Genomic DNA, 22,008 nt, shown 5'->3' with positions numbered 1-22,008 from the left:
ATAAGGAGGAAGAGCATGGATAAATTAAAGGAAATTATATGTGATTTATCATTGTGGCATTTAGCTTCTGAAGAAGAGTTGAAGCCATTTGATTTAAACGCAGGGCCTTGTTACATCATCGAAAAGAGTTATGTCAAAGACATAATGATCGGCTACATGAGAAAACAGCAGGCAATCATTGAGGAACACCAACGCCAGCAGGAAGTCACGGTAAACCAGTTTCGGCAGGCCCGGGAAGATATCAGCCGGCTACGGGCGGAGAACAATCGCTTTAAAGAGGCTCTGCAAGTATATGCGAATAAGAGAAATTATGAATCAAGGAGACGAAAGGTTCCCGGAACCGCATTAAATGGGGAGAAAATAAGCGCTTCCTTGATCGAAATAGACAAAGGGCAAACAGCCAGAGAAGCATTGGAGGGTGATGCGGAATGAAGACAAAAAAAGTAACGATTCCCGCCCGCGATACCAATGGTTTCCTGATCGGGTTCAGGGAAGTTAATGCACTTTGGGAATGCCCTACTTGTGGCGGGGGAATGGGAAATCCTCAGTTAAGGCAGTATACCGAGGACGGATTCTTTGGACAAATTCATACTTGGGAGAACCCCTGCGGACATGTAGCTCATTATAAAAATCTACAGATTGCAGGTGATGCGGAATGAGTAAGTTCATCGTTTTGAAAATGGATGACGTCAAAGATCATTTAACTTTTGAGGAACAACTTTTTCTTGGGATATTCATTGACAGGATCAACTTGTGTAGAGAAACCGAAGGGAGAGCAATTAATGATTATGTCGTTATCAACCGGGATGAACCCTATATCGATGAGGTAACGGACATCATGAGAAAGCATGGACATAGTGAGAGGGCAGAATGATGAAGATAGTTCCTTGTATCAAATGCGGAAAGATGACGGATGTAGATATGACTATGTGTTGTGATGGCTATATGTGCGGCTGTAAGGGGCTCCCCATTCACCCGCCTTTATGCGAAGAGTGTGGGAAGACATTTTTTAAAGAGGGCGTGAAGTGAGTGAGAATTTAAATCTGCTGGAGGATAATGTGAAATCAAATCAAAGAGAAAAATTCATTGCAAATGGTATTCCCTATGATGAGCTTGATACACAAATGATCAATTTAATTGATATTTTGTGTATCAAGATTGGATTGAAAACACGCCACTGTTGTTTTGGACATAAACCATACGAGGAAATTCAAGTAATGTTTGAAGAAGAAGTGAATTTAAAAGAAGACCAAATTCTCGAATTAGCAGAATTAGCGGGGAGAGAATGGAAAGGTCTTCAGTTAAGCTTTAGCAAATGGGCGAGGTTTTCCCGTTGATGTTCAATTGGTCATTGGTACTATCGAAAAGATTTAGAGATCCGGAAGATACAAATAAATACCGATACCTGAGATCAGTTGAAGAATTCTTTGAAAGCTATGCTGCAAAGAAGTGATTAAAAGATGCATTTCATACTAAATTAGAATGGGAGATCGATTAACAATGGAGACTAAGCACGGATTAAGTCAAGGACGGTTAAATGCAGCGAAAGACTATACTCGGAGTTTTGTGGAGAGGATCAATAAAATTGAGTTGATGTATCAGCTTTCTGTAAACAAAATGGTGGATGGAGAAAAAGCTGAGAATTTTATTGCTGGAAATATTAAAGAAATCGAGCGTGATTGGGAATGCTTTAAGAGCTATATTGCACAAAGAGGCGATATGAGAGAATTAGATTAAAAGTAAAATTTTAAAGAGAAGCGGAGGATTAAAAATGAACTTGCTAAAAGAAATAACAGTATTTGATTTAAATAAAATCAAACCTAGAACAAAGGTTAAGGTAACTTGGTACAAGGGATCAGAAATGGAGTACATACATCATGGCGAAGTCATTATCAATAATGGGGAAAAGTTCTTCTATAATTACGTTGATAAAGAAGGAAATGTAGGTCACTGTCATGTGAACGCACTTGATTTAAAAAACTATCCAGACAGTTTAACAGTTGAAATTAAATCAAAATAAAACTGAAGCTAAAGAAAAGAAATGACTTCGGAGCCGGCAGACGCTATATTAAAATTAAGTTATTAAGGGGCAATAAATAATACAAAACTTTTGAAGTTTAGCAGGAGGCGCAGAGATGAAGATTAGACAAAGGTACGAATGTGGAGCTGATAAAATTGCGATTCAGTATTCCATTGATGAAAAAGGGATGATTACCAGTTTTAAAGAAGTAAGTTGGGATTCAAGTACAGAAGCGGGTGAGCTCTTACTTCCGAGAATCGAAGTTACTGACAACTGCTTTAATAAGATAATTAACAACCCAAATTTGTACTAAAGAGGGTGCAATCAATAAAACTAGTGAGCAAGGCAGCTGGGTAAAATTGAAATTTAAATGGAAAAGGAGAATGAATATGGGAATGTATACTGGCTTAAGGTTTAAAGGAATTATTAAAGAAGAGTTTGCTGAACTAATTAGGAAACTGATGTATGAAGGTCTTACCTGGTTTGACTTAAGTGCATGCTATCCTCAATATGATTTTTTACATACATTTAGTGAAATTCCAAGAGCAAATTTTATTCCTTGTGGCGCATTATCTTATATGCCAAGAAGCTGGGAAGAAGATCATTCAGCTGGCTTTGACAGAAGGTTTGATCAAGATTCTAGATTGTGGTCTTTTCAGTGCAGTTTGAAAAATTATAATCGAGAAATAGAGAAGTTTTTTCAGATCATTGTACCAGAGATTGTCGAGAAGTCAGTCCATATTGAATACTATTACGAAGAAATGGCAAGGAGCGTCTTTTATGAGTTAAAAGATGGGAAGGTTGTTAAAAGTGATAAAGAAGGCATTTTTTATAGCTAGGAGAGGTTAATGAAAATGTTGCTTTCTGAATAAAAAGACTGTTTTATATAGAGAGGGGATGAACTACTTAATGGATGGAAATATTGCTATGGCTGATCACATAGTTTGGGAAACTGAGCTAGGAAATAATATTGGAATGGATATTGTTACATATATGGAGCAGCATGGTGTGTCTAAGGCCGAAGCTGAAAAGGCTATTTTACCTTTGTATGAAGAAGAATTAAAAGCGTTGGAAAATAAATCACAATAAAAGGATTATTTCATTGTAAGGAGGAAGGCACATAGGTTATTTAAAGCACATAATTGATACAGCCTGGTTTAACTTAGTTTGGTTTAGATGGCATCTTGGAGCGGACATAAGCGTATTTGATGGCTGCGGATGGAATACATATAAACTTTTAAAGAATAAAAATAAAATAAGTTGAGGTTATTCGAGTGATAAAGAGGAATCTGCTTAGTAACCACGTTGATGAGATTATTAGTGAATATTACGCTGGTAAAGGATATTCAGTCCATAGCATTGAACGCCAGGAAAATGGACAACTGATTGTTGTTACGGAACGAGTAGCAGAGAAGAAGGAACCGGTAAAGGTTGATATAGCATTTGATTTTGTACATAGAAGACCACATAAGAAGAAGTATTTAGCTTAAAAAAGGCAAAGAGTCAAAGCTCTTTACCATTAGGTGATTTCCTTAACCGATTCGCAATATACTTCATTACGTTTACTGCAATCGACACTAATGCAATAATCAATGCTATTTCAAATAAGAGGATGTATCCAAAATTCATATTAAGCTCTTCAAAGTAATCGCTGACAAATGAAAGAAGTTTATAAATTCCTAGCATAAAAACAATAAAGGAAACTCCTAAAATTACAAGTGACTTTTTAGAATAATCTTTAGCATGTTCAAAATTATAAATCATTATTGATAAAAATAACAAACCAGTAGCAATCTTTTTGGATAGCGAATCATCGGCTGAAAATGATTGCACTACAATGCTGATGATTAATCCAGTAATACCGATTGTTTTATTCAAGGGATCACCCACTCGTATGTAAGTTAGGTATGAGTTTACCAATTAAAGGGGATTTTCTCAAGGCAATACACATTAAAGTTAAATTAAATGCTTTCTCAAGAAAGGGGTGGAAACATGCTTGGTTATCAGATAGGGAAGCGAGTAAGGTGGCATGAAGATGAGGAGATGGGAATTATATTGTGGACGACAAATCAAGGTTCTGTAGGTGTTGAATGGGACTCTGGTGAATACGGTGAATATAATTATGAAGTCGATGAGTTATTAATGTTAGTAGATTAATATGTCTTCCGAAAGTTAAACGAAAGAAGTTCATTAAAGAAAGGGTTTAAACAATGATTAAAACAAGGCTATTCCAAGATGAATATTGCAATGGTGAATGGGTTGAAATTGATAGGCTAATAAACGGTTTCATAAGAGCAGAGTCAAAAAAGATTGAAGTTATTGATATCAAATATAATTCAATAAATACAGGTCGAACTCATAATACAGCGCTGCTTATATATAGAGAAGGGATTTAAGATCATCAGGCAGTGGGACTGAATGAAATCATTTCTTTGAGAACTGCAGCTGGATGGAAGTCGTATATAGCCTGCAAACAATCTAAAAAGGATGGTGAAAGACATGGACAAGTTAATTTTTAAAGAGGATATTGCGTTTGCGGAGGATCCTAACAATCCAATTTTCAAAAAGGACAAGGAATACGAAATTCTAGACGAAGAAAAGGAATACATTTATGTTGGACATAAACCAAATTCAAATGAATGTACTAAAGTTCCAAAGACAGAAGAAGGGACATTGTTTGACTATAAATAACACATATCTTGAGGGAGATAATACATATGAGCAACGTGAAGAAATTGATTAAAGAAAACGTTAAGTTGAAAATGAAGCTGGCAGTAATGAAGAGGACATTTTGAAAGAAAAAGAAGAAATGAGAATTAACAAATTGTTTAAAATCATAATAAATGAGGTTCGCTGTGATTTTAAATGAAATCTTAGTCCAGGTTAAATAAAAAAATATTAGAGGTGGTAAAGCTGCATGAAGATAATTTACAAAGGGTTTGAGATAGTTGCAACAAGAAATGCGTCATTTGGAGGGTGGGAAAACATCTATTATACCGTGATGCACAAAACAGGAGGGTGGTTTTTAGAGGACAGCTTTTGTGAATGTGAAGATAAAATTGAAGATTTCGTAAATGGTTTAACGCTAATGGTAGATGACTATCTTAATAATAACAGTGATGTAAGCTTAACAATTTAGATGAAATCGTGATTTTAAACAGATTGGGAGGAAAATAGATTATGAAATCAATTAAAGAAATTATTGCACAAGACCCAGTATTTTTAAATGATTGGAGCAATAAAGAAGAAGTTTTATCTGATTTTGATGGTGAACAGTGGAATTATGACAGTGACAAAAAAGTTGACAGAAATATAAATATTCTCTTCGCATCATACGGGCAAGAAAATTATAGTGGAGATGCTTGGGTGCTTTTTGAAAAAGATGGAGAGCTATACGAAGTAAATGGGAGTCATTGTTCGTGTTATGGGTTAGAAGGTCAATTTTCGCCTGAAGTTGTAGTATTGGCAGAATTGGAAAACAGACTTGTAAATGGGACATTTGGAGAAGATGACTGGTCGGACAATAATTTCAAAAAAGAACTGTGCCAATTCTTAGGTGTTAGATTTGAATTAAACAGAGAAGAATTTTAAATAAAAGATAGTTTTCAACTAAACATATAAGGATGGATCGTTATCGAAATTATAAGAGCAAATCTGATAACGATCGCAGAGGGGATGTTAATCTCTATAGCGCCTTCTTTCCTCCAAGTCATCGGGATACTCATTCTGCTTTGACTTGGACTTGAATACAAACCAAATTACAGCAGCCAGCATGTAATCCATGACTTTATCAAAAGTCCAATTTGTGAAAAGATCCATAAGAATTTTCATTACCTTTCACCTCCCGAGACAAAAATGTCCTATCTCTTTTAGGTGGCATGTGTATGACACGCTCCTATTAATAAAAGAGTGAAAAGTAATATGAAAATCAAAAAGAATTGAAAAAAACATGAAGAAAATTGAGGTGGAGCATATGGGGCAAATATATGCGTGCTTTTTGAACGGTAAGTTGTACGGATGCGGCGACATCGAGTATATGAACGACCTATTCCGCGATTACGTTGTTTATTGCGAGATGTATGGGAGAGACGACTGTACATTCCGGATAACTACGAAGGAGAAGCTCGTAGAGTATTGATTAACGAAACTATATACGAAAACAATGAAGCATTAAAACGATTGGAGGGTGAATAATTGCGGTTTTGGATTACGTACGGGGCATATGTTTTCTTTTTCGCATATTCGATCACACAGCTTATTACATTTGAGTCGGGTAACTATACCGGCTTGGCAGTATTTTTGATTCCCCTTATACTGTCGTCGTTTATAACAGCATTAGTCGTTTCCCTCGGGTTATTCGGAAGTAGTTCCCATAGCGGATATGGAAATGGAGGAGGAGAATAAATGACGAATATTCTAAATGATTTTGTGGGCTATGATATTTGGTGATTATTAAGGAATAAAAATAAAATAGTTATTTTATAGAAGGGAAGAGTGCCGATGGCATCAGCAGAGCAATTGAAACGAATGAACGACATAAACGATTTGATCAAGCTTATCGCAAGTATTGATAGATGTACTTTCTACTGTAAGTCAAAGAATCGGATAGCGTATTTCAGGTTTAAGAAAAAACTGTTCTTCGTTGATGATTACACGGGGAGTGATGTTTACCCGTATGAAATGGGATATGGGCGTGCAAACGGATTTTCGCATGGGGGCAACATGTGGCAACTAGTCAACAGCTTCAGAAAATTCATCATAACAGGGAAATACGGCGAGCTGCGGGATTATAAAGAAATTTGGGCTTACAGCTATGAAGGATGTATGAAAATCCGTCAGAAGGCGAAGGAGATCGGTTTCATTGACAGTGTTGATTACCCCTACAGTTTTGATGAATGGGCAAGTTAAACTAATTGATCCTTGTGCTAAATTTTCATTAAGATTAATTAACTTTGCGCTAAGGAATTATGTAACGGAGAGATTAGACTCTCCAGGATTCAAAGGAAGGTATGCGGAGTTTACCATGCTTAGTCTTAAATCTGTGCTTAACTTTACATAAGATCGGTTCTACAAATACATATTCATCAGATTCAGACTTTACTTGTTTCATAGAGTGGAACTTACTTCGTTCCGCATTCGGCATGAATTCCATAAATCCAGCTGCAGTACCATCAGGATAAGACAGAAGAAATTTTATATCCTCTTTGGTGTAGCCGGTGATAAGCACATCTGTGTAATCATAGTTAATCACTTTCAGCCAGCTATGGGAACGTTTATTGATTTCATAAGGGGAGTCAGCTTTCTTTAGTACGATACCTTCAAGATGCTTTTCTTTGGCCAGATTAAAATAAGCTAATCCGTTTCCTTGCAGGCCTTCAATAACAAATACATTATCATGGTCAAGGTTTAGGTCTGAAAGCATACTCTTACGTTCAGTGAGTGGCTTAGTAGCGATTGAATGACCATCAATATAAATTACATCAAAGACACAGTAAACAACCTTATGGGCTGATTTCTTAGACATAAAGCGTTCCATTACAGCTTCAAAATCAGGGGCACCGCCTGGGGTAGCTACAATGATTTCGCCATCTAAAACAGTTCCATTGGGAATATCGAGATCCAACAGTTCTGGGAACTTGCTTGTTACCTCATTGTTGTGACGAGTGTAAAGCTTTATCTGATCATTAAACTTGGAGAGGATCAGTCTAATTCCATCAAACTTCAGCTCGGTAATGTAACCATCGTCATCAAATGGTTCTTTGATTGAATGCAATAACATTGGCGATACAAACAAAATATCACCTCCTACTTAGAACATAATAGCTAAGCGAAGGTGATATATAAAGCAAAATGACTGTGGTACTTAATGGGATTCAATCAGTTCCGGTGAGTTGTTTTTAGGTGAGTTAACTAAGGATGAAACTTGATAAGCTTCCATGTCATCAGAGTCATACGGCAGCAGAAGACTTTGAAGATAATCCGGATCGGTGTTTTTGGGATTTAGCCATTCCTTTTCATTCTCATCAGTAAGAATAACAGGCATACGATCATGTATGTTTTCCATAAGCTCATTGGGCTTTGTCGTGATGATTGTACAGGTGTATAACGGATTGCCTTCTGGCGTATTCCACTTTTCATATAAGCCGGCAAATGCAAAGAGATTGGATGATTTAAGCTTAATCCGCATAGGAATCTTAGTCTTCGGATCGAGACGTTTCCATTCATAAAAACTGTCTGCAGGGATAATGCAGCGTTTGCTTACAAGCGGCTTTCTGAAGCTTGCTTTCTCGGCCAATGTTTCAGCACGAGCATTAATCATTTTATAGCCGATCTTTTCATCTTTAGCCCAGGGCGGGATAAGACCCCATCTAAGTTTGCCCAGCCGGTTGTTCGATCCGTCATTAATGATTGTCAGGATGTTTTGTGAAGGAGCAACGTTATAGCTTGGATGGTATTCTTCTTTAGACAAAAATTGATCTATATTGAACTGTTCGATGATGTCATCAAACTCAGAGAATAAAGTGAACCTGCCACACATGTTCATCATCCTTTAGGGTTTTTGAATATTGTACAGGCTTGATACACGAAAATCAAAAAGGAGGAATGTGATGCAGCAGCAAACAGTTGAGGTTAAAGAAGTTGAAGTGTTGATCAGAGGTATATGGACAAAGAAGAAGTTCACGGATATCCAAAAGGGGCAAACCTTTAAAATTGAAGAGAATGGAAGAGCAAAGAAATACATAGCAAGAACAGACCCTTATTGGGATGACATGTATGAGACTTATATAATTGATTTATTAGATAAAAATAAAATTAGTTTAGGGTGATATTTCTGAATTTATTGAGAGATGCGCGGATATTAAGAAGAGAACTTCTTCTTGGAGCTTTAGCGTTAGTAGGTATGAACTTGTTTGTATATTTTCTATTCGGTGGTTTAACAGCCATAGACAATCAGAGGATGATAACACGAAGAATTGGAATGTTTGTTGTAAGTATTGGAATACCATGTTCTTTTATTCTAAAGTACTTGATCATTTGGAGACCTTTAATCCGTAAGGCAATGGAAAAGTTAAAGGAAGAAGATCAGAATGAACGTACGCTCAAGAAATATGAATTTCTAAGAAAGAAATTTGATAAAACAGAGATTTTAAAAAGATAAAAATAAAATTAAAAAGGGGAATTTCTATGAAGCTAATTGGTATTAAAACAAATAACTGTTTTTTGGTGTCTGACAATATTGAGAGTAAGAGATATTTTAATAGTCAATTAGATGAATTACTTTTCGATGGAAAACGAGCAACTGAAACGTATAAGTCAGACTGGTTTAAGCTGGATAAGGAACCGAGTGTTATTGAAAAGCAAATGCCAGCTAAAAAAATCAATCATAGGTATGAATTAAAAGAGGGATTCCAGGAAACTGATCTGACACCACAAGTAATTAAAGTTTCATACATAGATGAAGAAAGTGAATACTACGAAGTAAAAGGTCTATATGAATTGAAATTTGAAGAAGTCCCACAACAAAATGAAAAAATCGAGTTTGAAATGAACGTAATTGAAGAGATTGACGGAGAACTTAAGCTGAAAAGTCATAATTTTAACTTGAATTATAACTTACTGGATAGAATTCAAACTCATCCAATGCTTCTTGAAACAAAGCCGTGTTACTTGTCCCGAGAAGAAAGCTATAAGATTATCAGAAGCCATATAAAAGCCAATATAAACCCTAAATTTGCAAGAATCACGAGTGATTATGATTTCTGTTTAACTGTGGTCAAGGTTCTGGAGCTTTACAAACCTCACGAGTATGTAGTTGATATTAATTTAATGCACAAACGGAGAAAACCTAAACTTGAGAAAAGATTTCAGACAAAACGGGAAGTTGAAATTTACAATGTTGCACCGAAAGCCTATCAGAGCTACTCAATTGTAGAACCGTTTAGTGGCAAAGATGTTGAAGATTTGAAGAGTAATATTAAGAAATTTTTAGATGATCTGATGGCTAAAATCAACGAGCCTTTAGTCGAATGTAAATGTTGCAAAGGAAGAGGGGTTATTTTAAATGAAAATTAAATTAGACAAAGATTACATGGTAAATGAATTGGGACTGCCGGAATCCTCAATTTTAGAAGAAATCACTGACACGTCTAGGTGGAGCATTCACTATAGAATTGTGTTCTCATATCAGGGTCGCTTTTTTGAAACTTTCTATAGCAAAGGCGCAACTGAAAACCAGTATGAAAGCCCTTGGGAATTTGAAGATCAAGTGGATTGTTATGAAGTGGAGTTAAAAGAAGTGAAGGTTAGAAAATGGATAAGAAAAGAATCTCAATAAAAACGATATTTTATAGAGGAATGGAGTGAAGCAATATAGATAGAACAAATCGTACTTTGATAGAGCTTGAATTAATGATTGAGGACGGAACAGTTCCCAAAAGATTGATTAATCAAGTAAAACAGTTTATTCATAGTGTGAAAACACAAGAAATAAACATTGCCGACCTAAGACATTCCTCAGCGAGAAAACAACATGGAGATGAGTTTATAACTTTATTGGAAAAAGCTAATCGTCAGCAATATTTTAAATATTATGATGTAGTATGCGATAAATTCAAAACAAAATTTTGAGATTGTGTTCGTCAAAAGTGATTTTTAACTTAAAAGGAGGTGATTGAAATGTAATTTATTTCAGTTATCTGAAGTTTATAAGAATAAAAATAAAAGGAGTGTTTATTTAATTGAAGATTAAAAACAGAATAGAGGATTTGTTAAAAAAGATTGAAGAGACAGAGAGGGTCAGCTTTGGGCGGCGTCCCCAACTCTGCATGCGTCGTATCACTACGAAGCTATTAAAGTATATCACAGGTAAGAAGACTTTTCCAGTCTTGGTGACTGCTCTGGTTTCATTCCTGAATCCAGTGAGTATTTTAGCTGCGGACAAGTATCGGAACTTTGAAGAGCTTAAAGTGAATGAATCACCGTTCAATTTTAGCGTGTTCTCAAAAGAGCAAGACACTGATGTATTAATTCTTGCTCCCCATGGAGGTGGCATAGAAGGGGGAACAAGCGAGCTTGCAAAGGAATTAAGCGAAACATACTCTACATATCTTTTTGAAGCTTTAAAGACACCAGGAGCATTTGATTTACATTTAACCAGTACGAATTTTGATGAACCACAAGCACTTGAAATGTTGAAGGAACATGAGTTCACACTGTCGCTTCACGGTTATACAAGTAATGACCAACATGTTTTAGTTGGTGGCACAGATCGGGATAAAGCTGAAGCGATAACAAGTACATTAAATAATGCCGGCTACTCTGCAGAGCTTCTTGATGAGGGTACGAGGCTATCCGGTAGCAGTCCAAATAATGTTGCCAATAAAAATAAAACAGGAAAGAGCATTCAACTGGAATTGAGCACTGGACTGCGCAAATCAATGTTTAACACCTTTTCTCTGAAAGGACGCTCTGGTACAAGAAATGAGACCTTTTATAACTTCATTCACACTCTATCAGGGTTTCTCAATGAAAATGTAGAAGGGAAGGGTTTGACAACATGAACATGCAGCAGCCCTTATACTATTTTGTTGATGCTCAGGATTGGGGAATTGATGATAAAGGGTCAAATGCAATTGATACAACAGAAGGATTAAACCGAGCTTTAGAGTATGCAAGCTCTAAATCATTTTATAAAGTACATATTCCAAAAGGTACCTATTTGATCGATGCTGTGAATACAACAAAGCGGTTACCTGAATTTGGTGGAGGTATTAATGTACCATCAAATATTGAGTTAATACTTCATCCAGAGGCAATTTTTAAAGTGTTACCTAATGATTCACAAGGCTACTCCTGTTTTTATATTGGCCAAGTGGGCAATGTTACGATTCGTGGAGGTCAAATTATTGGGGATCGGCATGAGCATGATTATTCGAAAATTACCTCTATTAAGAAGACGCATGAATGGGGCTTTGGTATCCATGTTAATGGAAGTAGCAATGTGCTAATTGAAAATGTACAAGTTTCTGACTGTATTGGAGACAACATTTGGATAGCGGCTAATGGAATGATGAACACTTCAGGAACATATACGCCCTCAAAGAATGTAACCGTTCGAAAGTGTACGCTTTTAAGAGGAAGAAGAAATAATCTGGCTACCAATGGTTGTGAAGGTCTTCTTGTCGATGACTGTGATATAGAAGAAGCTGGGGGAGATACAATTGGGCCACAATTAGGAATTGATTTAGAGGGTTTTGGAGAAAACGGAATTAAATACGATCACCCGTATAAATTAACTGTGCGAAACTGCAGGTTTAAAAACAATGGACGTGGATCCGTTACAGCGCACACAAGCGGCAAGGTAATTATTGAAGGAAACTACAGTGACCATGTTATTTCCTATGGATATAGCACGGATGTCAGTGTTAAGGACAACAAGATTATTAATAAGGGAAAATCCAAGAAATATGGAATTGACTCGGTGGGTGTTTCAAGCACAGAGTCAGGAAATAGAGTACAAATAAGTGGTAACACTGTAAGAGGGTTTGAAATAGGCATTTGTGTAAGAGGTAAAGGGATTGATGTAATGGACAATATACTTGAAAACATAACGGCTTGTCCGATTGCAACACATGAAGCAGAAGATGTTTTTATTTCGAATAATCATATTGAAAACAGCGATTGTATACAAGTTCAAGTGCGAAACTCAAAAGATGTGAGAGTTACAAATAATAAAGGGGGAAATACAACATCTGCTTATGCCATTAAAATCATGGATTCTAACCGTGTAAGTTTTGCCATTAATGAATTTGCAAATGTGCACGGGGGAGTTTACTGTGAGAGGTCTCAATCAGTTCGTTTAAAGTTGAATGACTTATTCTTAAGCGGAAGTGGATACGGCATCTTTTGGGATAAGGATTCTGAAGTGTACTTCAACGGAAATGAAATTCATAATCCAAGAAATGTTGCAATCAAAGGTACATCCGAGAAATACAGCTGTCAGATCAGCAAGAATCAGATTTATTTCTGTAAATCATTAATAGCCATCCAACTGACTGGCGGTTCAGAACATATATTAAAGGATAATGAGATCATGTTTAATCGCTCAACAGACCAAGGATATGGTGTTTATTTAGAGAATACAAATAAGGTACGTCTCGTCAGAAACGATGCGCGTGGAATTGGAGGTAAGTTATTATCTCACCCGTATTGCACAGATAAAGCAAAGAATACAACCTTAATTCATAACACATATGATAGCGGAACGCTGAAGACTGCAGAAGGAGATATTGTAGTCTAAATAAAATTGTAGTTTTAACAAGATTGGGAGATGGTTTATTGAAGTATGAAAGAACATTTGCTGTAAGCGATATTCATGGCGAATATGAAAAGTTTATTGAGCTACTGGGACATTGGGATCCTGATTCAATGAATCTAATTATTATGGGCGATTTAATTGATAGAGGCAACGATTCCCTCAAGGTTGTTCAGAAAGCTATGCAGCTTAGACAGGATTATGGTGAGCAAGTAGTTGTTTTAAAAGGCAACCATGAAGATATGTTAATGATGTTTTTAAAAGAACGTGATTATGAGATAGGCTCCTGGTACTTCAACAATGGTGGTAATAAAACATACGAAAGCTTTATTGAAGAAGCTGACACGTATTTTCACAGTTATGAAGTTAAAGCACATAAAATGTCTCTTAAAACAAATGAGATTGAATTTATTAAAGACTTACCCTTGTTTCAAGAATTCGGGAATGTCCTTTTTGTTCATGCTGGTATCAATCCTTTCATGTCCGATTGGAAACAAGGAGGTGTAAAAGATTTTCTTTGGACAAGAGGTCATTGGAATCACAAAAATGAAACAAATAAACACATTGTGTTTGGACATACTCCCACTCAACTTATGCATAACAGTCAAACAAATAATAATGTTTGGATCAGTAATTGTGGAACGAACATAGCAATTGATGGTGGAGCTGTTTTTGGCGGTCAATTAAATGGTCTTGTCATAGATAAAAACGGAAAAATTCTAAACACAATTAGCGTATAGTCTGAATGATGGAGATGAATATATGGCCAATATTTTAAGTAAAGAACAAGATGAAGCAATCCGGTATTTCAAGAACAAACTGAGCTTATCTGAAAAACTGTACATATCCCTGATTAATTTTAACCTGCTTAGAGATAAACACGAAGACTTTTGTAATAGACTATATGAGCTTTATAAGGTTGATCCCTATCTGTATATCAAAGCGCTCAAAGAAGGTTACGTGGTTGATCAGCCAATTGAATTTAATGAAGCAATTGTGCGGTTCTATGATGGTGAAGAACTTGCTGTAATTCATAAGACCACTGGGAAGAGATATAATGTGAATATAAAAATGAAAAAGCTTCCTGACGGTTTTACGCTACAAACAATGAACATGTGGTCATGGAGTGAAGTTGTTTAATTTTATGAATTTTCACTTGTTTTGATTTGTTATGTCGTAAAGTGGGTACAATTAAGGATTAGCAGTCAAAGGATATCTCATAATAATGTTAAGGAGGTGTTTAATGTGTTGGTGTATGAATATGGCAGAACGAAGCAAGAAGCTCTGTCTAACCTGTGTAGAAAAATGATCCGTGAGTACCCAGATGAAATTTTTACAACGGACTTTGCAAAAGTTTCTGATTACGGTAATGAAGGATCAGATAAGAGGTACGTAGCTGAATTTCGGGTATAGGATAGTTTGTTATACAGAAGCGCCTAAGCAAAGGTGCTTCTTAACTCTCAATATCATTTTATAAAATTACACGCGTTATTGGGGGCGGAAAATAAGAAGATCAATATTCAGAGGCAGCCTGTACCGCAATTGATAAAGACACTCTTACAAGAGAGAACTGTTTATTATTTATTAGAATAAAAATAAAATAGTTATTGACTGTTTCGTTTTAGTGATGTAAGATTAAGTTATCCCGAAGAGAGAAAGGAGGAAAGAGATGAAAAAGGAATTAAAGATACTGAAAGTATCTGTCGAAGCCTTACATACCTACAAAAATGATGTCAAAAGGAATTACGACATTGACGAAGACCAAGCAAGAAGAAAATTAACCAGGAATGTGATGTTGGTAAAGGAATTTAAACCAAGAGGAATCAAAAGAGGTCTTTTTTCTAAAACATATTCATATGGAAACTTAAAGATCACAATCCGGCATGGAACAGTAATAAGGATTGAAAATGTAAAAGGTGATCCTGAACCTTGGGACTTTCCAAAAAAGAGATACATAGAATTAAACAAGCTACTTGGTATCAAGGATTGTAAGTTTAGTAGCAAGCCTCATTATAGGCATTTTAAGAGTAAAAATAAAATATAATATTAACGGAGGCGTTATATTGAGCAAACTTTATAATACATTTGAATTTATCGGTAACCTATTTATTTCAAACAATAAAGAGAAATTCCATGAAATTAAGGAATATGACAGCGGATGGGTTAAGGAAAGATTAAGCTTCGCAGTTCAAGAGTCAAAAACAAACAGTGTTTTTGTTGAGATTGAAGGTGGTTACTCAAAAAGTAAACAAAATAAAGTGTTTTCATTCAGCAAGGGTACAGAAAATGAAAAAGGATCAAGACTCGAAATTCCATGGGAAGATCGGTTGAAAGAAGAAACAGTAAACATGGTTGCTGATTTTTCTAAGATCCTAATTAACTTAAACGATGAGTCAACAAAAGCCAAATTAAATGAATTGAAATTTAAAATTAGAGGGTTGGAAATGAAAGGATCTCTTACTGAAGAAGAAAATAAAACTTTATCTACTCTCAAGGGAGAATATAATGAATTAAACATAAACGGTGCAGAATTCATTCACGAATACGATGCTATTCAGTACTTGTCCCAAAACCTCGAAAAGCATAAAGACAATAAATTTAAAATTACAGGTAATATTGAATACAATTCATGGAATGGACGGAATTTTAGAAAGTTCAAAATCAAAACCATTGAAATTGTAAGTAGTGATACACCATCTCAACTAAGAGCCACAATGGATGTATTTTTCACAAGTGAATCTTTAGATGAATCGTCATTTGAAGAAGAAAAAAGGTACTTTGTTGATGCATATGTGCTTAGCTATGATAATCAGGCAAAAAAAGATCGATTTTTCCCTCAGCAATTAGTCATTAATGCACAAAAATTGGACTTTGAAAATGAATTACATATGAAACGATTAAATCTCTTGAAAAACTTCTTTAAAGTTGAAAATGATGAAGTATATCACCTTCAATGGGTTGTGAATATTTTCAGGGGTGCTGATGAGATTGAGTTTACCGAAGAGGAACTCACGGAAAGTCAAAAGGAAATGATTGCTTTAGGTTTAAACACACTGGATGACTTTAAACCTAAAGGAGGGCTATTGGGCGAAAATCGTGAAGAAAATAGACTTTTAAAACCCATTTTAAAAAAGATTAATGATTCTAATGATTTTACAGAAGGTGCTACAACATCTACATATGAAATTGAAGATCTTACATATATTCAACAACAGATTCAAAATTCTAAACCACCCGTAGAAAAAGAAGAACCTAAAGTGACTGAAGAAGAAAAAGATAATGCATTTGATGAGCTATTTGCTTGATTTGAAATGACCTAACTAACATTTATTCAAAAACAATAAGGAGATGTTTATCCATATGGCAAGAAAATTCGGTAAAAAGAATAAAATTAAAGTTAATCCTCTCGATTATAACACTGGAATTATTGGTGAATCGGGAATCGGTAAAACAACTCTAGCTAAAGAAGTTTGCGAAAAATTAGTCGGAGAAGACGGGTATATAATCTTGAATATTGGCAAAGAGGATGGTATTGATGCCATCCCCAATGCCTCTTATGAAGATGTTCCTGATTGGACAACCTTTGATGAAATTACTAAAGATATTATTAAAAACAGAACAACAGATTATGCTGATTTAAAGGTTTTAGTATATGACACATTTGATGAGCTGATTAAAATTACAGAACCAGAAGTTATTAGACTACACAATAAAGCAAATCCTGAAAAAAGAGTGAATACCATTAAAGCAGCATTCGGTGGTTTCCAGGCAGGAGAGGACAAGGTAATTGAGTTAATTCTTGAAAAGATGTGGAAACTTAAAAAGGTCGGTATTAGCATGTTTATTTTAGGTCATACGAAGAAAAGAACAATGACAGACGTAGTTACGGGTTTGGAATACGACATGCTGACAACCAATATGACACATAAATACTTCAATGCGATTAAAACCAAGCTGCATGTTTTAGGAGTAGCATCTATTAATCGGTCGATTGAAAAGAAAACAGTAAAACAAAAAATTGGGCCTGACAAAACAGTGGGAACAGTTGTTGATGAATCAAGAATCATCACTTTTAGAGATGACAACTTTAATATTGATTCAAAGTCAAGATTCTCAGATATCACACCATCAATTCCTTTAGATCCGAATGAATTTATTAAAGCAATTGAACAAGCTATCCATGTGGCTTTTGATAAACAAAAAAATAACACAAATAACATTGAAGAAGAAAGAAAAGAACAAGAGCAAATTAAAGAAATTCAAATTCACAACGAAGTTAACAACTCATCTTTTATTGATAAAGAAGAGAATGAGAGGTTGGCAGAAGAGATTAAGACACTATTCCCTAATGCAACTGACGAAGCTAAGGGTGAAATGAAGAAAATTATGGATCAATTTAATATGAAAGATTTTAAAGGAGTAGACATTGTACCAACTACAGCATTCGAAAAGATAGTCGAAGCATTATCTAACTAAGGAAAAGAGGGGGAGAGTCTCCCCCTTATCAATAGGAGAGGGTATTCTTGGCCAGAAGATGTGTATGTCAAATATGTAAAGCTAATGGAACTGTTGATACTTTTTTCAGGGTTTCTGATGATAAGGGGAAAAATAAATACTACTGTACTAAGGATGAATATGAAACCTATATCAATGATAAGGTGAAACGAAAAAACCTCTTAAACTACATAGCGAAAGATGTCTTGAATTATAGAGAGGGTCAAGTCATTCCTCCAATTTTTCTAAAAAAGATAGCTGAACTAAAAAGATTTTATGATTATGAAGTGATACAAATTTGCTTTGAGAAGAACCAACAAACAATTCAATATTGGTTAACTAATAAAGAGTTTTACAACGAGTATGGGATGATTAGCTATATTTTTAAGATTGTTGAAAGTAACATCAATGATGTTTATAAGGAATGGCTGCATGAACAAAATCAGAGAATGATTGAAAAAAATCATAATCTTGATATTGCAATTGTAAATCAAACTAATATCGTTGATTCCACATCTTTAAAACAAAACAATTCACCAAAAAATATAACAGAGTTTCTGGATGGGGAGGACGAGTATTGAACAACTTAGATTCTTATCCAAAGGAATTAGTTGAAAACAGGGGACAAATTGAAGGAAGCTTTATATTTTGTTTATGGAAAAACCCTGATTTGTATGAGGATTATAAAGACCACGTGAGGGCGGATAGAGATTTTCTAACAGAAGACGGGAAATTTTATTACTCTCTAGGTTTAGAACTGAGCAACATGAATTATAAGAGCTTTGATGATGCGAGTGTTTTCAGCTACATAGAAGGTAAAGAAACATTAAAAAATGGTTTTATTCGGCGAGGTGGAATGAAAACCATTGATGAACTCAAGCACGTACTAAACGATGAAAATGTTGAGACATACTATGATGAACTAATTAAATTTAACATGATACTAAAGCTTCATGATAAGGGATTCAATGTTTCGAACGAGCTTGATAAATTCAAGAAGATGACGAGTCAACAATTGTACAGTTACTTTGAATTTCAATTAGATAATGTTTTTCTAGGTCGCGGTTCAGGAGTAAAAATTGAGGATCTTGATTTGAATGAAGAGTTTGTCGAATCAATTGAAAACGGGGAAGAAATGGGATTAAGCTATTCAGCTGCATGTCCATTATTGAATTATCACACGCTTGGACTTCATAAATCTAATGTTCAAATTTTTGCTGGATTTAGTGGGACAGGGAAAACAAGTTTTTGTGTTTCTTCTTATATCATGTCAATTTTAGATCAGGGTGAAAAGGTAACAATTATCGCCAATGAAATGAATAAAAGGGCTTGGCAACATATTTTTATGGCAACAATTTTAAGTCATAAACTTGGTTATTATGGTTTGCCAAGAAAGAAACAAAAAATGGGCAACCTAAAGCATGAGCAAAAGGAAATGTTACAAAAGGCAATTGAATATTATGAGAAGCATTACAAGGGGCGTATCAAATTTGCCAAGATATATGATTACAGCATTAATGATGTAAAGAGAATAATGAGAAGAATGGCAAAACAAGGCTTCGGTTATATGCTTTACGATACATTTAAAGCTGAAGATGCGGCTTCAACCAATGTAACAGGTGAGCTAATTGAAGCCTCAAAACAGTTATTGCAAGTTGCGGAAAAAGAGGATATTTGCATCATCATTACAATGCAGTTGGCCATTTATATGGAGAATACGAGATATCTAACAGCGTCTTGTTTATCAAATGCCAAAGCAGTTAAGGAGATTGTTTCAGAGTTAGTTCTAACAAGACCTTTATGGGAGGATGAATTCCCAGGAGGAAAATTCGATGTTAAACCCTATAGATTCAAAAAAGACTCGTCGGGAAAATTTACAAACATTAAAGAAGAAATTCAGTTAGACCCAAATAAGAAGTATAGATTATTCTTTTTGAATAAGACACGGAATGACGAAGGCGATACAGTGTTGTTATACCAATTTGACGGTGCATGGAATAAATGGAATGAGCTCGGTTATTGTACTCCTAAACATCAGAGAACTACAGAGCGGACATGATTACCAAGGGACGGTGAAATCATGGACGTATATGATCTTAAGAATCACATTATTGAAAAGCCAGAGTACATAGTACTTATTTTAGAACAGACGGGGTTTTACAATGTTGATGAACGCGGGAATGAGTACAGATGTGCGAGAAAAAAAGGAAGAAATCCGACTTCAGTAAAAGTAAATAAAACCACTTTAGGTGCAACCTGTTTTTCAACCAACTTAAAAGGTGACTTGATAACACTTGTTCAAAATAAATTGGGTTTATCTTTTCCCAAAACAATCAAAAGGATATCTGAAATAGTTGATTATAAAAGTGAAGAAGAATATAAACCACCTGAGTTACCATTCGGAGGTTTTTATAAGAATATAAGAAGACTAAGTAATCCAATGGATTTGGATCTAGAAACGTATTCCGATGACATTTTAGATCAATTTGTATCTGTTCCAAATAAGTTGTTTTATGAGGATGGAATATTACCTTTAACTCAATCTTTGTTCCAGGTTGGTTACGATAGTGTTTCCGGAAGAATAACGGTGCCATGGAAATCTCTTAGTGGTGAATTGTGTGGTGTAATGGGGCGTCTTAATAAGAAGGAAGTTAATGATGAGGAAACAAAATGGCTGCCTATTATTTCATTTCCCAAGTCCAAAACGCTATACGGGTTTGTTGAAAATTACAGTTCAATTAGAGAAAAGAGCATTGTTATGATCGGGGAATCCGAAAAACATTCAATGGCCTTAGCAAGTAAGGGATTGAATGTTGGAGTTTCTTTAGGAGGCAGCTTTTTAAGTGAAATTCAAGCAAATCACATAAAATCAATGTTTCCGAAAAAGTCATTAGTCATGATGGATGAAGGATTAGGTGAAGAACATAGCGTAGAAATTGCCAACAGCCTTAAGTTTGAAAATTTCTTTGAAAATGAAGTTGGGTACATATTTGATCGTGAAAACAAGTATCTACCTAAGGGATCAAAAATGGCACCATCAGACCTTGATAAAAGCACTCTACACCGTCTAATTAGAGACTGTACAGTTTGGATATGAAAAGGAGATGATTGATTGAAAGAAAAATTAAATGAATTGAGACAACAAGGGAAAAACATTTATTCCTTTTCAAAGCTCGGAACCTTTAATAACTGTGAGTATGAATACTACAATACATACGTTTTGAAAAAGAAAGGCATAGATAATATTTACACCCTTATGGGTTCTGAATTACATAACGGAATTGAACTGATTTATAAAAATGAATTAGACATTGGAGAATTTAAAAAGGGATTTGAAAATAGATTAATTGAATTAGAGCTGAATGGAGTCAACTTTCCGAGTGACTCAATCGGAGAAAGCTGGAAAGCAGACATTGGTCATTTCCTAAACAATTTTAATAAAATTGACAGCAAAATGGTTTTAGAGAAGCTGCTTGTATTTGAAATATCAGATGGGATTTATCTTCAAGGATATGTAGATGCAATCCTTCCCAGTGAAAAAGGAAAACCATACGTTAGTATTTATGACTGGAAGACATCAAGTAAGTTTGCCGGCAAGAAATTAAATGAAGCAGGAAGACAGCTATTGATGTACAAGCTTGCATTGGAGCAAACAACTGACTTAAAAGTAGATAAAATACTATGGTTCATGGTGAAATACGTTTATGTATGTACCCAAGGAAAAACCAAAGTGAAAAAGAAAATGTGTAACAGAGGAAAGTGGGTAAAGGAAATACGAATGCAACTAGAAAAAGAGATGCGCACTTTGGAGTATGATGATTTCGAAATTGAACTATTGTTAGATAACGCAGTAAAAGAAAATAGCATTGACTGCTTACCTGCCGAGATTAAAAATAAGTATTGGCTTGAAGATTGTTTAGTTGAATACGAAGTTACTGAAGAGAAAATTAATGAACTGAAAGATTATATTACTGGTACTGTTAAAAAGATTGAAAATAAAGACCGTGAAGATGAAACCCAATGGGAACCAGTGAAAATAGATAAATACAATTCCTTTTATTGCAGTGTCTTATGTGGTCACCGAAAAACATGCAAGTTTTATAAAGATTTTTTAAATAAATCATCAAATAAATTTAAGAAAAAGGATAAGACCGATTTGTTTGATAACCTATTTTCTTAG

The 22,008-nt window shown here is 35.0% G+C and carries 34 protein-coding genes and 1 pseudogene; 31 read left to right on the top strand and 4 right to left on the bottom strand.

What is annotated here, in order from left to right; translation table 11 throughout:
* Positions 1 to 15: 15 nt before the first annotated feature.
* The 10 genes and pseudogenes from RUW00_RS04935 (at position 16) to RUW00_RS04890 (ending at position 3,510) form a co-directional block, all read left to right on the top strand.
* Positions 16 to 432 (top strand): hypothetical protein, encoded by a 417-nt coding sequence (locus RUW00_RS04935; RefSeq protein ID WP_280145231.1) that lies wholly within the window; start codon positions 16 to 18, stop codon positions 430 to 432.
* Positions 429 to 659, top strand: a complete 231-nt coding sequence (locus RUW00_RS04930; RefSeq protein ID WP_280145230.1) for a hypothetical protein — start codon at positions 429 to 431, stop codon at positions 657 to 659. Before RUW00_RS04935 ends, RUW00_RS04930 begins: the two co-directional genes overlap by 4 nt.
* Entirely contained in the window at positions 656 to 874 is a 219-nt protein-coding gene (locus RUW00_RS04925) for a hypothetical protein (protein ID WP_280145229.1), read from the top strand. The genes RUW00_RS04930 and RUW00_RS04925 overlap by 4 nt, the downstream gene beginning before the upstream one ends.
* 172 nt (positions 875 to 1,046) lie before the next feature.
* Positions 1,047 to 1,453: pseudogene (locus RUW00_RS04920) on the top strand (hypothetical protein).
* 47 nt (positions 1,454 to 1,500) lie between these two features.
* Complete coding sequence (locus tag RUW00_RS04915; RefSeq protein WP_280145228.1) at positions 1,501 to 1,737, top strand: hypothetical protein; 237 nt, start codon at positions 1,501 to 1,503, stop codon at positions 1,735 to 1,737.
* Between the two features lie 34 nt (positions 1,738 to 1,771).
* Positions 1,772 to 2,020: a hypothetical protein gene (locus tag RUW00_RS04910; protein ID WP_280145227.1), complete on the top strand. Its 249-nt coding sequence runs from the start codon at positions 1,772 to 1,774 to the stop codon at positions 2,018 to 2,020.
* Between the two features lie 115 nt (positions 2,021 to 2,135).
* A complete protein-coding gene (locus RUW00_RS04905; RefSeq protein WP_280145226.1) occupies positions 2,136 to 2,333 on the top strand; it encodes a hypothetical protein in 198 nt (65 codons plus the stop codon).
* Positions 2,334 to 2,409: 76 nt separating this feature from the next.
* The gene (locus tag RUW00_RS04900) at positions 2,410 to 2,859 is read left to right on the top strand and encodes a hypothetical protein (protein ID WP_280145225.1); all 450 of its coding nucleotides are present in this window, start codon (positions 2,410 to 2,412) and stop codon (positions 2,857 to 2,859) included.
* A 70-nt stretch (positions 2,860 to 2,929) separates the two neighbouring features.
* Positions 2,930 to 3,109: a hypothetical protein gene (locus RUW00_RS04895; protein WP_237728753.1), complete on the top strand. Its 180-nt coding sequence runs from the start codon at positions 2,930 to 2,932 to the stop codon at positions 3,107 to 3,109.
* A gap of 185 nt (positions 3,110 to 3,294) precedes the next feature.
* Entirely contained in the window at positions 3,295 to 3,510 is a 216-nt protein-coding gene (locus RUW00_RS04890) for a hypothetical protein (protein WP_029974429.1), read from the top strand.
* A 13-nt stretch (positions 3,511 to 3,523) separates the two neighbouring features.
* Here RUW00_RS04890 and RUW00_RS04885 read toward each other — a convergent pair whose 3' ends face one another.
* Complete coding sequence (locus RUW00_RS04885) at positions 3,524 to 3,898, bottom strand: YoqO family protein (RefSeq protein ID WP_029974427.1); 375 nt, start codon at positions 3,896 to 3,898, stop codon at positions 3,524 to 3,526.
* 114 nt (positions 3,899 to 4,012) lie between these two features.
* On the opposite strand from RUW00_RS04885, the gene RUW00_RS04880 reads away from it, so the two are divergent.
* The 4 genes from RUW00_RS04880 (at position 4,013) to RUW00_RS04865 (ending at position 5,611) form a co-directional block, all read left to right on the top strand.
* On the top strand, positions 4,013 to 4,177 hold the full coding sequence (locus RUW00_RS04880; protein ID WP_165882051.1) for a hypothetical protein: 165 nt from the start codon (positions 4,013 to 4,015) through the stop codon (positions 4,175 to 4,177).
* A gap of 342 nt (positions 4,178 to 4,519) precedes the next feature.
* Positions 4,520 to 4,711 (top strand): hypothetical protein, encoded by a 192-nt coding sequence (locus RUW00_RS04875; RefSeq protein WP_029974423.1) that lies wholly within the window; start codon positions 4,520 to 4,522, stop codon positions 4,709 to 4,711.
* A 226-nt stretch (positions 4,712 to 4,937) separates the two neighbouring features.
* The gene (locus RUW00_RS04870) at positions 4,938 to 5,159 is read left to right on the top strand and encodes a hypothetical protein (protein ID WP_315956513.1); all 222 of its coding nucleotides are present in this window, start codon (positions 4,938 to 4,940) and stop codon (positions 5,157 to 5,159) included.
* Positions 5,160 to 5,200: 41 nt separating this feature from the next.
* Complete coding sequence (locus RUW00_RS04865) at positions 5,201 to 5,611, top strand: hypothetical protein (protein ID WP_280145221.1); 411 nt, start codon at positions 5,201 to 5,203, stop codon at positions 5,609 to 5,611.
* An 87-nt stretch (positions 5,612 to 5,698) separates the two neighbouring features.
* Here RUW00_RS04865 and RUW00_RS04860 read toward each other — a convergent pair whose 3' ends face one another.
* Positions 5,699 to 5,851: a hypothetical protein gene (locus RUW00_RS04860; protein ID WP_173391191.1), complete on the bottom strand. Its 153-nt coding sequence runs from the start codon at positions 5,849 to 5,851 to the stop codon at positions 5,699 to 5,701.
* A 669-nt stretch (positions 5,852 to 6,520) separates the two neighbouring features.
* Between RUW00_RS04860 and RUW00_RS04855 the strand changes: the two genes are divergently transcribed.
* Complete coding sequence (locus RUW00_RS04855) at positions 6,521 to 6,928, top strand: hypothetical protein (RefSeq protein ID WP_259429512.1); 408 nt, start codon at positions 6,521 to 6,523, stop codon at positions 6,926 to 6,928.
* A 73-nt stretch (positions 6,929 to 7,001) separates the two neighbouring features.
* Here RUW00_RS04855 and RUW00_RS04850 read toward each other — a convergent pair whose 3' ends face one another.
* Both RUW00_RS04850 and RUW00_RS04845 read right to left on the bottom strand, forming a co-directional pair.
* On the bottom strand, positions 7,002 to 7,814 hold the full coding sequence (locus tag RUW00_RS04850; protein WP_259429511.1) for an ATP-dependent DNA ligase: 813 nt from the start codon (positions 7,812 to 7,814) through the stop codon (positions 7,002 to 7,004).
* A 69-nt stretch (positions 7,815 to 7,883) separates the two neighbouring features.
* Positions 7,884 to 8,558, bottom strand: a complete 675-nt coding sequence (locus tag RUW00_RS04845) for an SOS response-associated peptidase (protein WP_280145220.1) — start codon at positions 8,556 to 8,558, stop codon at positions 7,884 to 7,886.
* A 70-nt stretch (positions 8,559 to 8,628) separates the two neighbouring features.
* Here RUW00_RS04845 and RUW00_RS04840 point away from each other — a divergent pair, with 70 nt between their 5' ends.
* The 16 genes from RUW00_RS04840 to RUW00_RS04765 all read left to right on the top strand — a co-directional run bounded on the left by RUW00_RS04840 (position 8,629) and on the right by RUW00_RS04765 (position 22,008).
* Entirely contained in the window at positions 8,629 to 8,847 is a 219-nt protein-coding gene (locus RUW00_RS04840) for a hypothetical protein (RefSeq protein ID WP_215601691.1), read from the top strand.
* A 358-nt stretch (positions 8,848 to 9,205) separates the two neighbouring features.
* Positions 9,206 to 10,093: a hypothetical protein gene (locus tag RUW00_RS04835; RefSeq protein ID WP_280145219.1), complete on the top strand. Its 888-nt coding sequence runs from the start codon at positions 9,206 to 9,208 to the stop codon at positions 10,091 to 10,093.
* The gene (locus tag RUW00_RS04830; protein ID WP_069322676.1) at positions 10,083 to 10,355 is read left to right on the top strand and encodes a hypothetical protein; all 273 of its coding nucleotides are present in this window, start codon (positions 10,083 to 10,085) and stop codon (positions 10,353 to 10,355) included. The genes RUW00_RS04835 and RUW00_RS04830 overlap by 11 nt, the downstream gene beginning before the upstream one ends.
* A gap of 74 nt (positions 10,356 to 10,429) precedes the next feature.
* Positions 10,430 to 10,648: a hypothetical protein gene (locus RUW00_RS04825; RefSeq protein ID WP_280145218.1), complete on the top strand. Its 219-nt coding sequence runs from the start codon at positions 10,430 to 10,432 to the stop codon at positions 10,646 to 10,648.
* Between the two features lie 110 nt (positions 10,649 to 10,758).
* Positions 10,759 to 11,580, top strand: coding sequence for a poly-gamma-glutamate hydrolase family protein (locus RUW00_RS04820; protein WP_280145217.1), 822 nt, complete (start codon positions 10,759 to 10,761; stop codon positions 11,578 to 11,580).
* A complete protein-coding gene (locus RUW00_RS04815) occupies positions 11,577 to 13,319 on the top strand; it encodes a right-handed parallel beta-helix repeat-containing protein (RefSeq protein WP_280145216.1) in 1,743 nt (580 codons plus the stop codon). Before RUW00_RS04820 ends, RUW00_RS04815 begins: the two co-directional genes overlap by 4 nt.
* A 38-nt stretch (positions 13,320 to 13,357) precedes the next feature.
* Entirely contained in the window at positions 13,358 to 14,074 is a 717-nt protein-coding gene (locus RUW00_RS04810; protein WP_280145215.1) for a metallophosphoesterase family protein, read from the top strand.
* A gap of 22 nt (positions 14,075 to 14,096) precedes the next feature.
* The gene (locus RUW00_RS04805; RefSeq protein WP_266055123.1) at positions 14,097 to 14,474 is read left to right on the top strand and encodes a hypothetical protein; all 378 of its coding nucleotides are present in this window, start codon (positions 14,097 to 14,099) and stop codon (positions 14,472 to 14,474) included.
* Between the two features lie 105 nt (positions 14,475 to 14,579).
* The gene (locus RUW00_RS04800; RefSeq protein ID WP_173363126.1) at positions 14,580 to 14,747 is read left to right on the top strand and encodes a hypothetical protein; all 168 of its coding nucleotides are present in this window, start codon (positions 14,580 to 14,582) and stop codon (positions 14,745 to 14,747) included.
* Between the two features lie 256 nt (positions 14,748 to 15,003).
* Positions 15,004 to 15,378 carry a hypothetical protein gene (locus RUW00_RS04795; RefSeq protein ID WP_280145214.1) on the top strand — a complete coding sequence of 125 codons (375 nt, stop codon included), beginning with the start codon at positions 15,004 to 15,006 and terminating at the stop codon, positions 15,376 to 15,378.
* Positions 15,379 to 15,397: 19 nt separating this feature from the next.
* Positions 15,398 to 16,639 carry a hypothetical protein gene (locus tag RUW00_RS04790; RefSeq protein ID WP_280145213.1) on the top strand — a complete coding sequence of 414 codons (1,242 nt, stop codon included), beginning with the start codon at positions 15,398 to 15,400 and terminating at the stop codon, positions 16,637 to 16,639.
* Between the two features lie 55 nt (positions 16,640 to 16,694).
* Positions 16,695 to 17,810 (top strand): AAA family ATPase, encoded by a 1,116-nt coding sequence (locus RUW00_RS04785; RefSeq protein ID WP_053574344.1) that lies wholly within the window; start codon positions 16,695 to 16,697, stop codon positions 17,808 to 17,810.
* A 47-nt stretch (positions 17,811 to 17,857) separates the two neighbouring features.
* The gene (locus tag RUW00_RS04780) at positions 17,858 to 18,409 is read left to right on the top strand and encodes a hypothetical protein (protein ID WP_079005103.1); all 552 of its coding nucleotides are present in this window, start codon (positions 17,858 to 17,860) and stop codon (positions 18,407 to 18,409) included.
* A complete protein-coding gene (locus RUW00_RS04775) occupies positions 18,406 to 19,887 on the top strand; it encodes a DnaB-like helicase C-terminal domain-containing protein (RefSeq protein ID WP_029974388.1) in 1,482 nt (493 codons plus the stop codon). The genes RUW00_RS04780 and RUW00_RS04775 overlap by 4 nt, the downstream gene beginning before the upstream one ends.
* Before the next feature lie 21 nt (positions 19,888 to 19,908).
* Positions 19,909 to 20,925 (top strand): hypothetical protein, encoded by a 1,017-nt coding sequence (locus RUW00_RS04770; protein ID WP_029974386.1) that lies wholly within the window; start codon positions 19,909 to 19,911, stop codon positions 20,923 to 20,925.
* A gap of 15 nt (positions 20,926 to 20,940) precedes the next feature.
* On the top strand, positions 20,941 to 22,008 hold the full coding sequence (locus tag RUW00_RS04765; protein ID WP_280145212.1) for a PD-(D/E)XK nuclease family protein: 1,068 nt from the start codon (positions 20,941 to 20,943) through the stop codon (positions 22,006 to 22,008).

Origin of the sequence: Bacillus sp. IS1, assembly GCF_032461585.1 — a bacterium.
In the GTDB taxonomy this organism is placed as follows: domain Bacteria; phylum Bacillota; class Bacilli; order Bacillales; family Bacillaceae; genus Bacillus; species Bacillus velezensis.
This window is presented reverse-complemented; position numbering and strand designations above follow the sequence as displayed.

Bases quoted from the DNA above. Each gene is read 5' to 3' on its own strand.
- RUW00_RS04795 (WP_280145214.1), top strand. From the start codon at position 15,004: ATGAAAAAGGAATTAAAGATACTGAAAGTATCTGTCGAAGCCTTACAT.
- RUW00_RS04875 (WP_029974423.1), top strand. From the start codon at position 4,520: ATGGACAAGTTAATTTTTAAAGAGGATATTGCGTTTGCGGAGGATCCT.
- RUW00_RS04770 (WP_029974386.1), top strand. From the start codon at position 19,909: ATGGACGTATATGATCTTAAGAATCACATTATTGAAAAGCCAGAGTAC.
- RUW00_RS04825 (WP_280145218.1), top strand. From the start codon at position 10,430: ATGATTGAGGACGGAACAGTTCCCAAAAGATTGATTAATCAAGTAAAA.
- RUW00_RS04870 (WP_315956513.1), top strand. From the start codon at position 4,938: ATGAAGATAATTTACAAAGGGTTTGAGATAGTTGCAACAAGAAATGCG.
- RUW00_RS04930 (WP_280145230.1), top strand. From the start codon at position 429: ATGAAGACAAAAAAAGTAACGATTCCCGCCCGCGATACCAATGGTTTC.
- RUW00_RS04840 (WP_215601691.1), top strand. From the start codon at position 8,629: ATGCAGCAGCAAACAGTTGAGGTTAAAGAAGTTGAAGTGTTGATCAGA.
- RUW00_RS04860 (WP_173391191.1), bottom strand. From the start codon at position 5,851: ATGAAAATTCTTATGGATCTTTTCACAAATTGGACTTTTGATAAAGTC.
- RUW00_RS04925 (WP_280145229.1), top strand. From the start codon at position 656: ATGAGTAAGTTCATCGTTTTGAAAATGGATGACGTCAAAGATCATTTA.
- RUW00_RS04915 (WP_280145228.1), top strand. From the start codon at position 1,501: ATGGAGACTAAGCACGGATTAAGTCAAGGACGGTTAAATGCAGCGAAA.
- RUW00_RS04855 (WP_259429512.1), top strand. From the start codon at position 6,521: ATGGCATCAGCAGAGCAATTGAAACGAATGAACGACATAAACGATTTG.
- RUW00_RS04910 (WP_280145227.1), top strand. From the start codon at position 1,772: ATGAACTTGCTAAAAGAAATAACAGTATTTGATTTAAATAAAATCAAA.
- RUW00_RS04805 (WP_266055123.1), top strand. From the start codon at position 14,097: ATGGCCAATATTTTAAGTAAAGAACAAGATGAAGCAATCCGGTATTTC.
- RUW00_RS04845 (WP_280145220.1), bottom strand. From the start codon at position 8,558: ATGTGTGGCAGGTTCACTTTATTCTCTGAGTTTGATGACATCATCGAA.
- RUW00_RS04895 (WP_237728753.1), top strand. From the start codon at position 2,930: ATGGATGGAAATATTGCTATGGCTGATCACATAGTTTGGGAAACTGAG.
- RUW00_RS04935 (WP_280145231.1), top strand. From the start codon at position 16: ATGGATAAATTAAAGGAAATTATATGTGATTTATCATTGTGGCATTTA.
- RUW00_RS04830 (WP_069322676.1), top strand. From the start codon at position 10,083: ATGAAAATTAAATTAGACAAAGATTACATGGTAAATGAATTGGGACTG.
- RUW00_RS04880 (WP_165882051.1), top strand. From the start codon at position 4,013: ATGCTTGGTTATCAGATAGGGAAGCGAGTAAGGTGGCATGAAGATGAG.
- RUW00_RS04835 (WP_280145219.1), top strand. From the start codon at position 9,206: ATGAAGCTAATTGGTATTAAAACAAATAACTGTTTTTTGGTGTCTGAC.
- RUW00_RS04900 (WP_280145225.1), top strand. From the start codon at position 2,410: ATGGGAATGTATACTGGCTTAAGGTTTAAAGGAATTATTAAAGAAGAG.
- RUW00_RS04785 (WP_053574344.1), top strand. From the start codon at position 16,695: ATGGCAAGAAAATTCGGTAAAAAGAATAAAATTAAAGTTAATCCTCTC.
- RUW00_RS04815 (WP_280145216.1), top strand. From the start codon at position 11,577: ATGAACATGCAGCAGCCCTTATACTATTTTGTTGATGCTCAGGATTGG.
- RUW00_RS04865 (WP_280145221.1), top strand. From the start codon at position 5,201: ATGAAATCAATTAAAGAAATTATTGCACAAGACCCAGTATTTTTAAAT.
- RUW00_RS04905 (WP_280145226.1), top strand. From the start codon at position 2,136: ATGAAGATTAGACAAAGGTACGAATGTGGAGCTGATAAAATTGCGATT.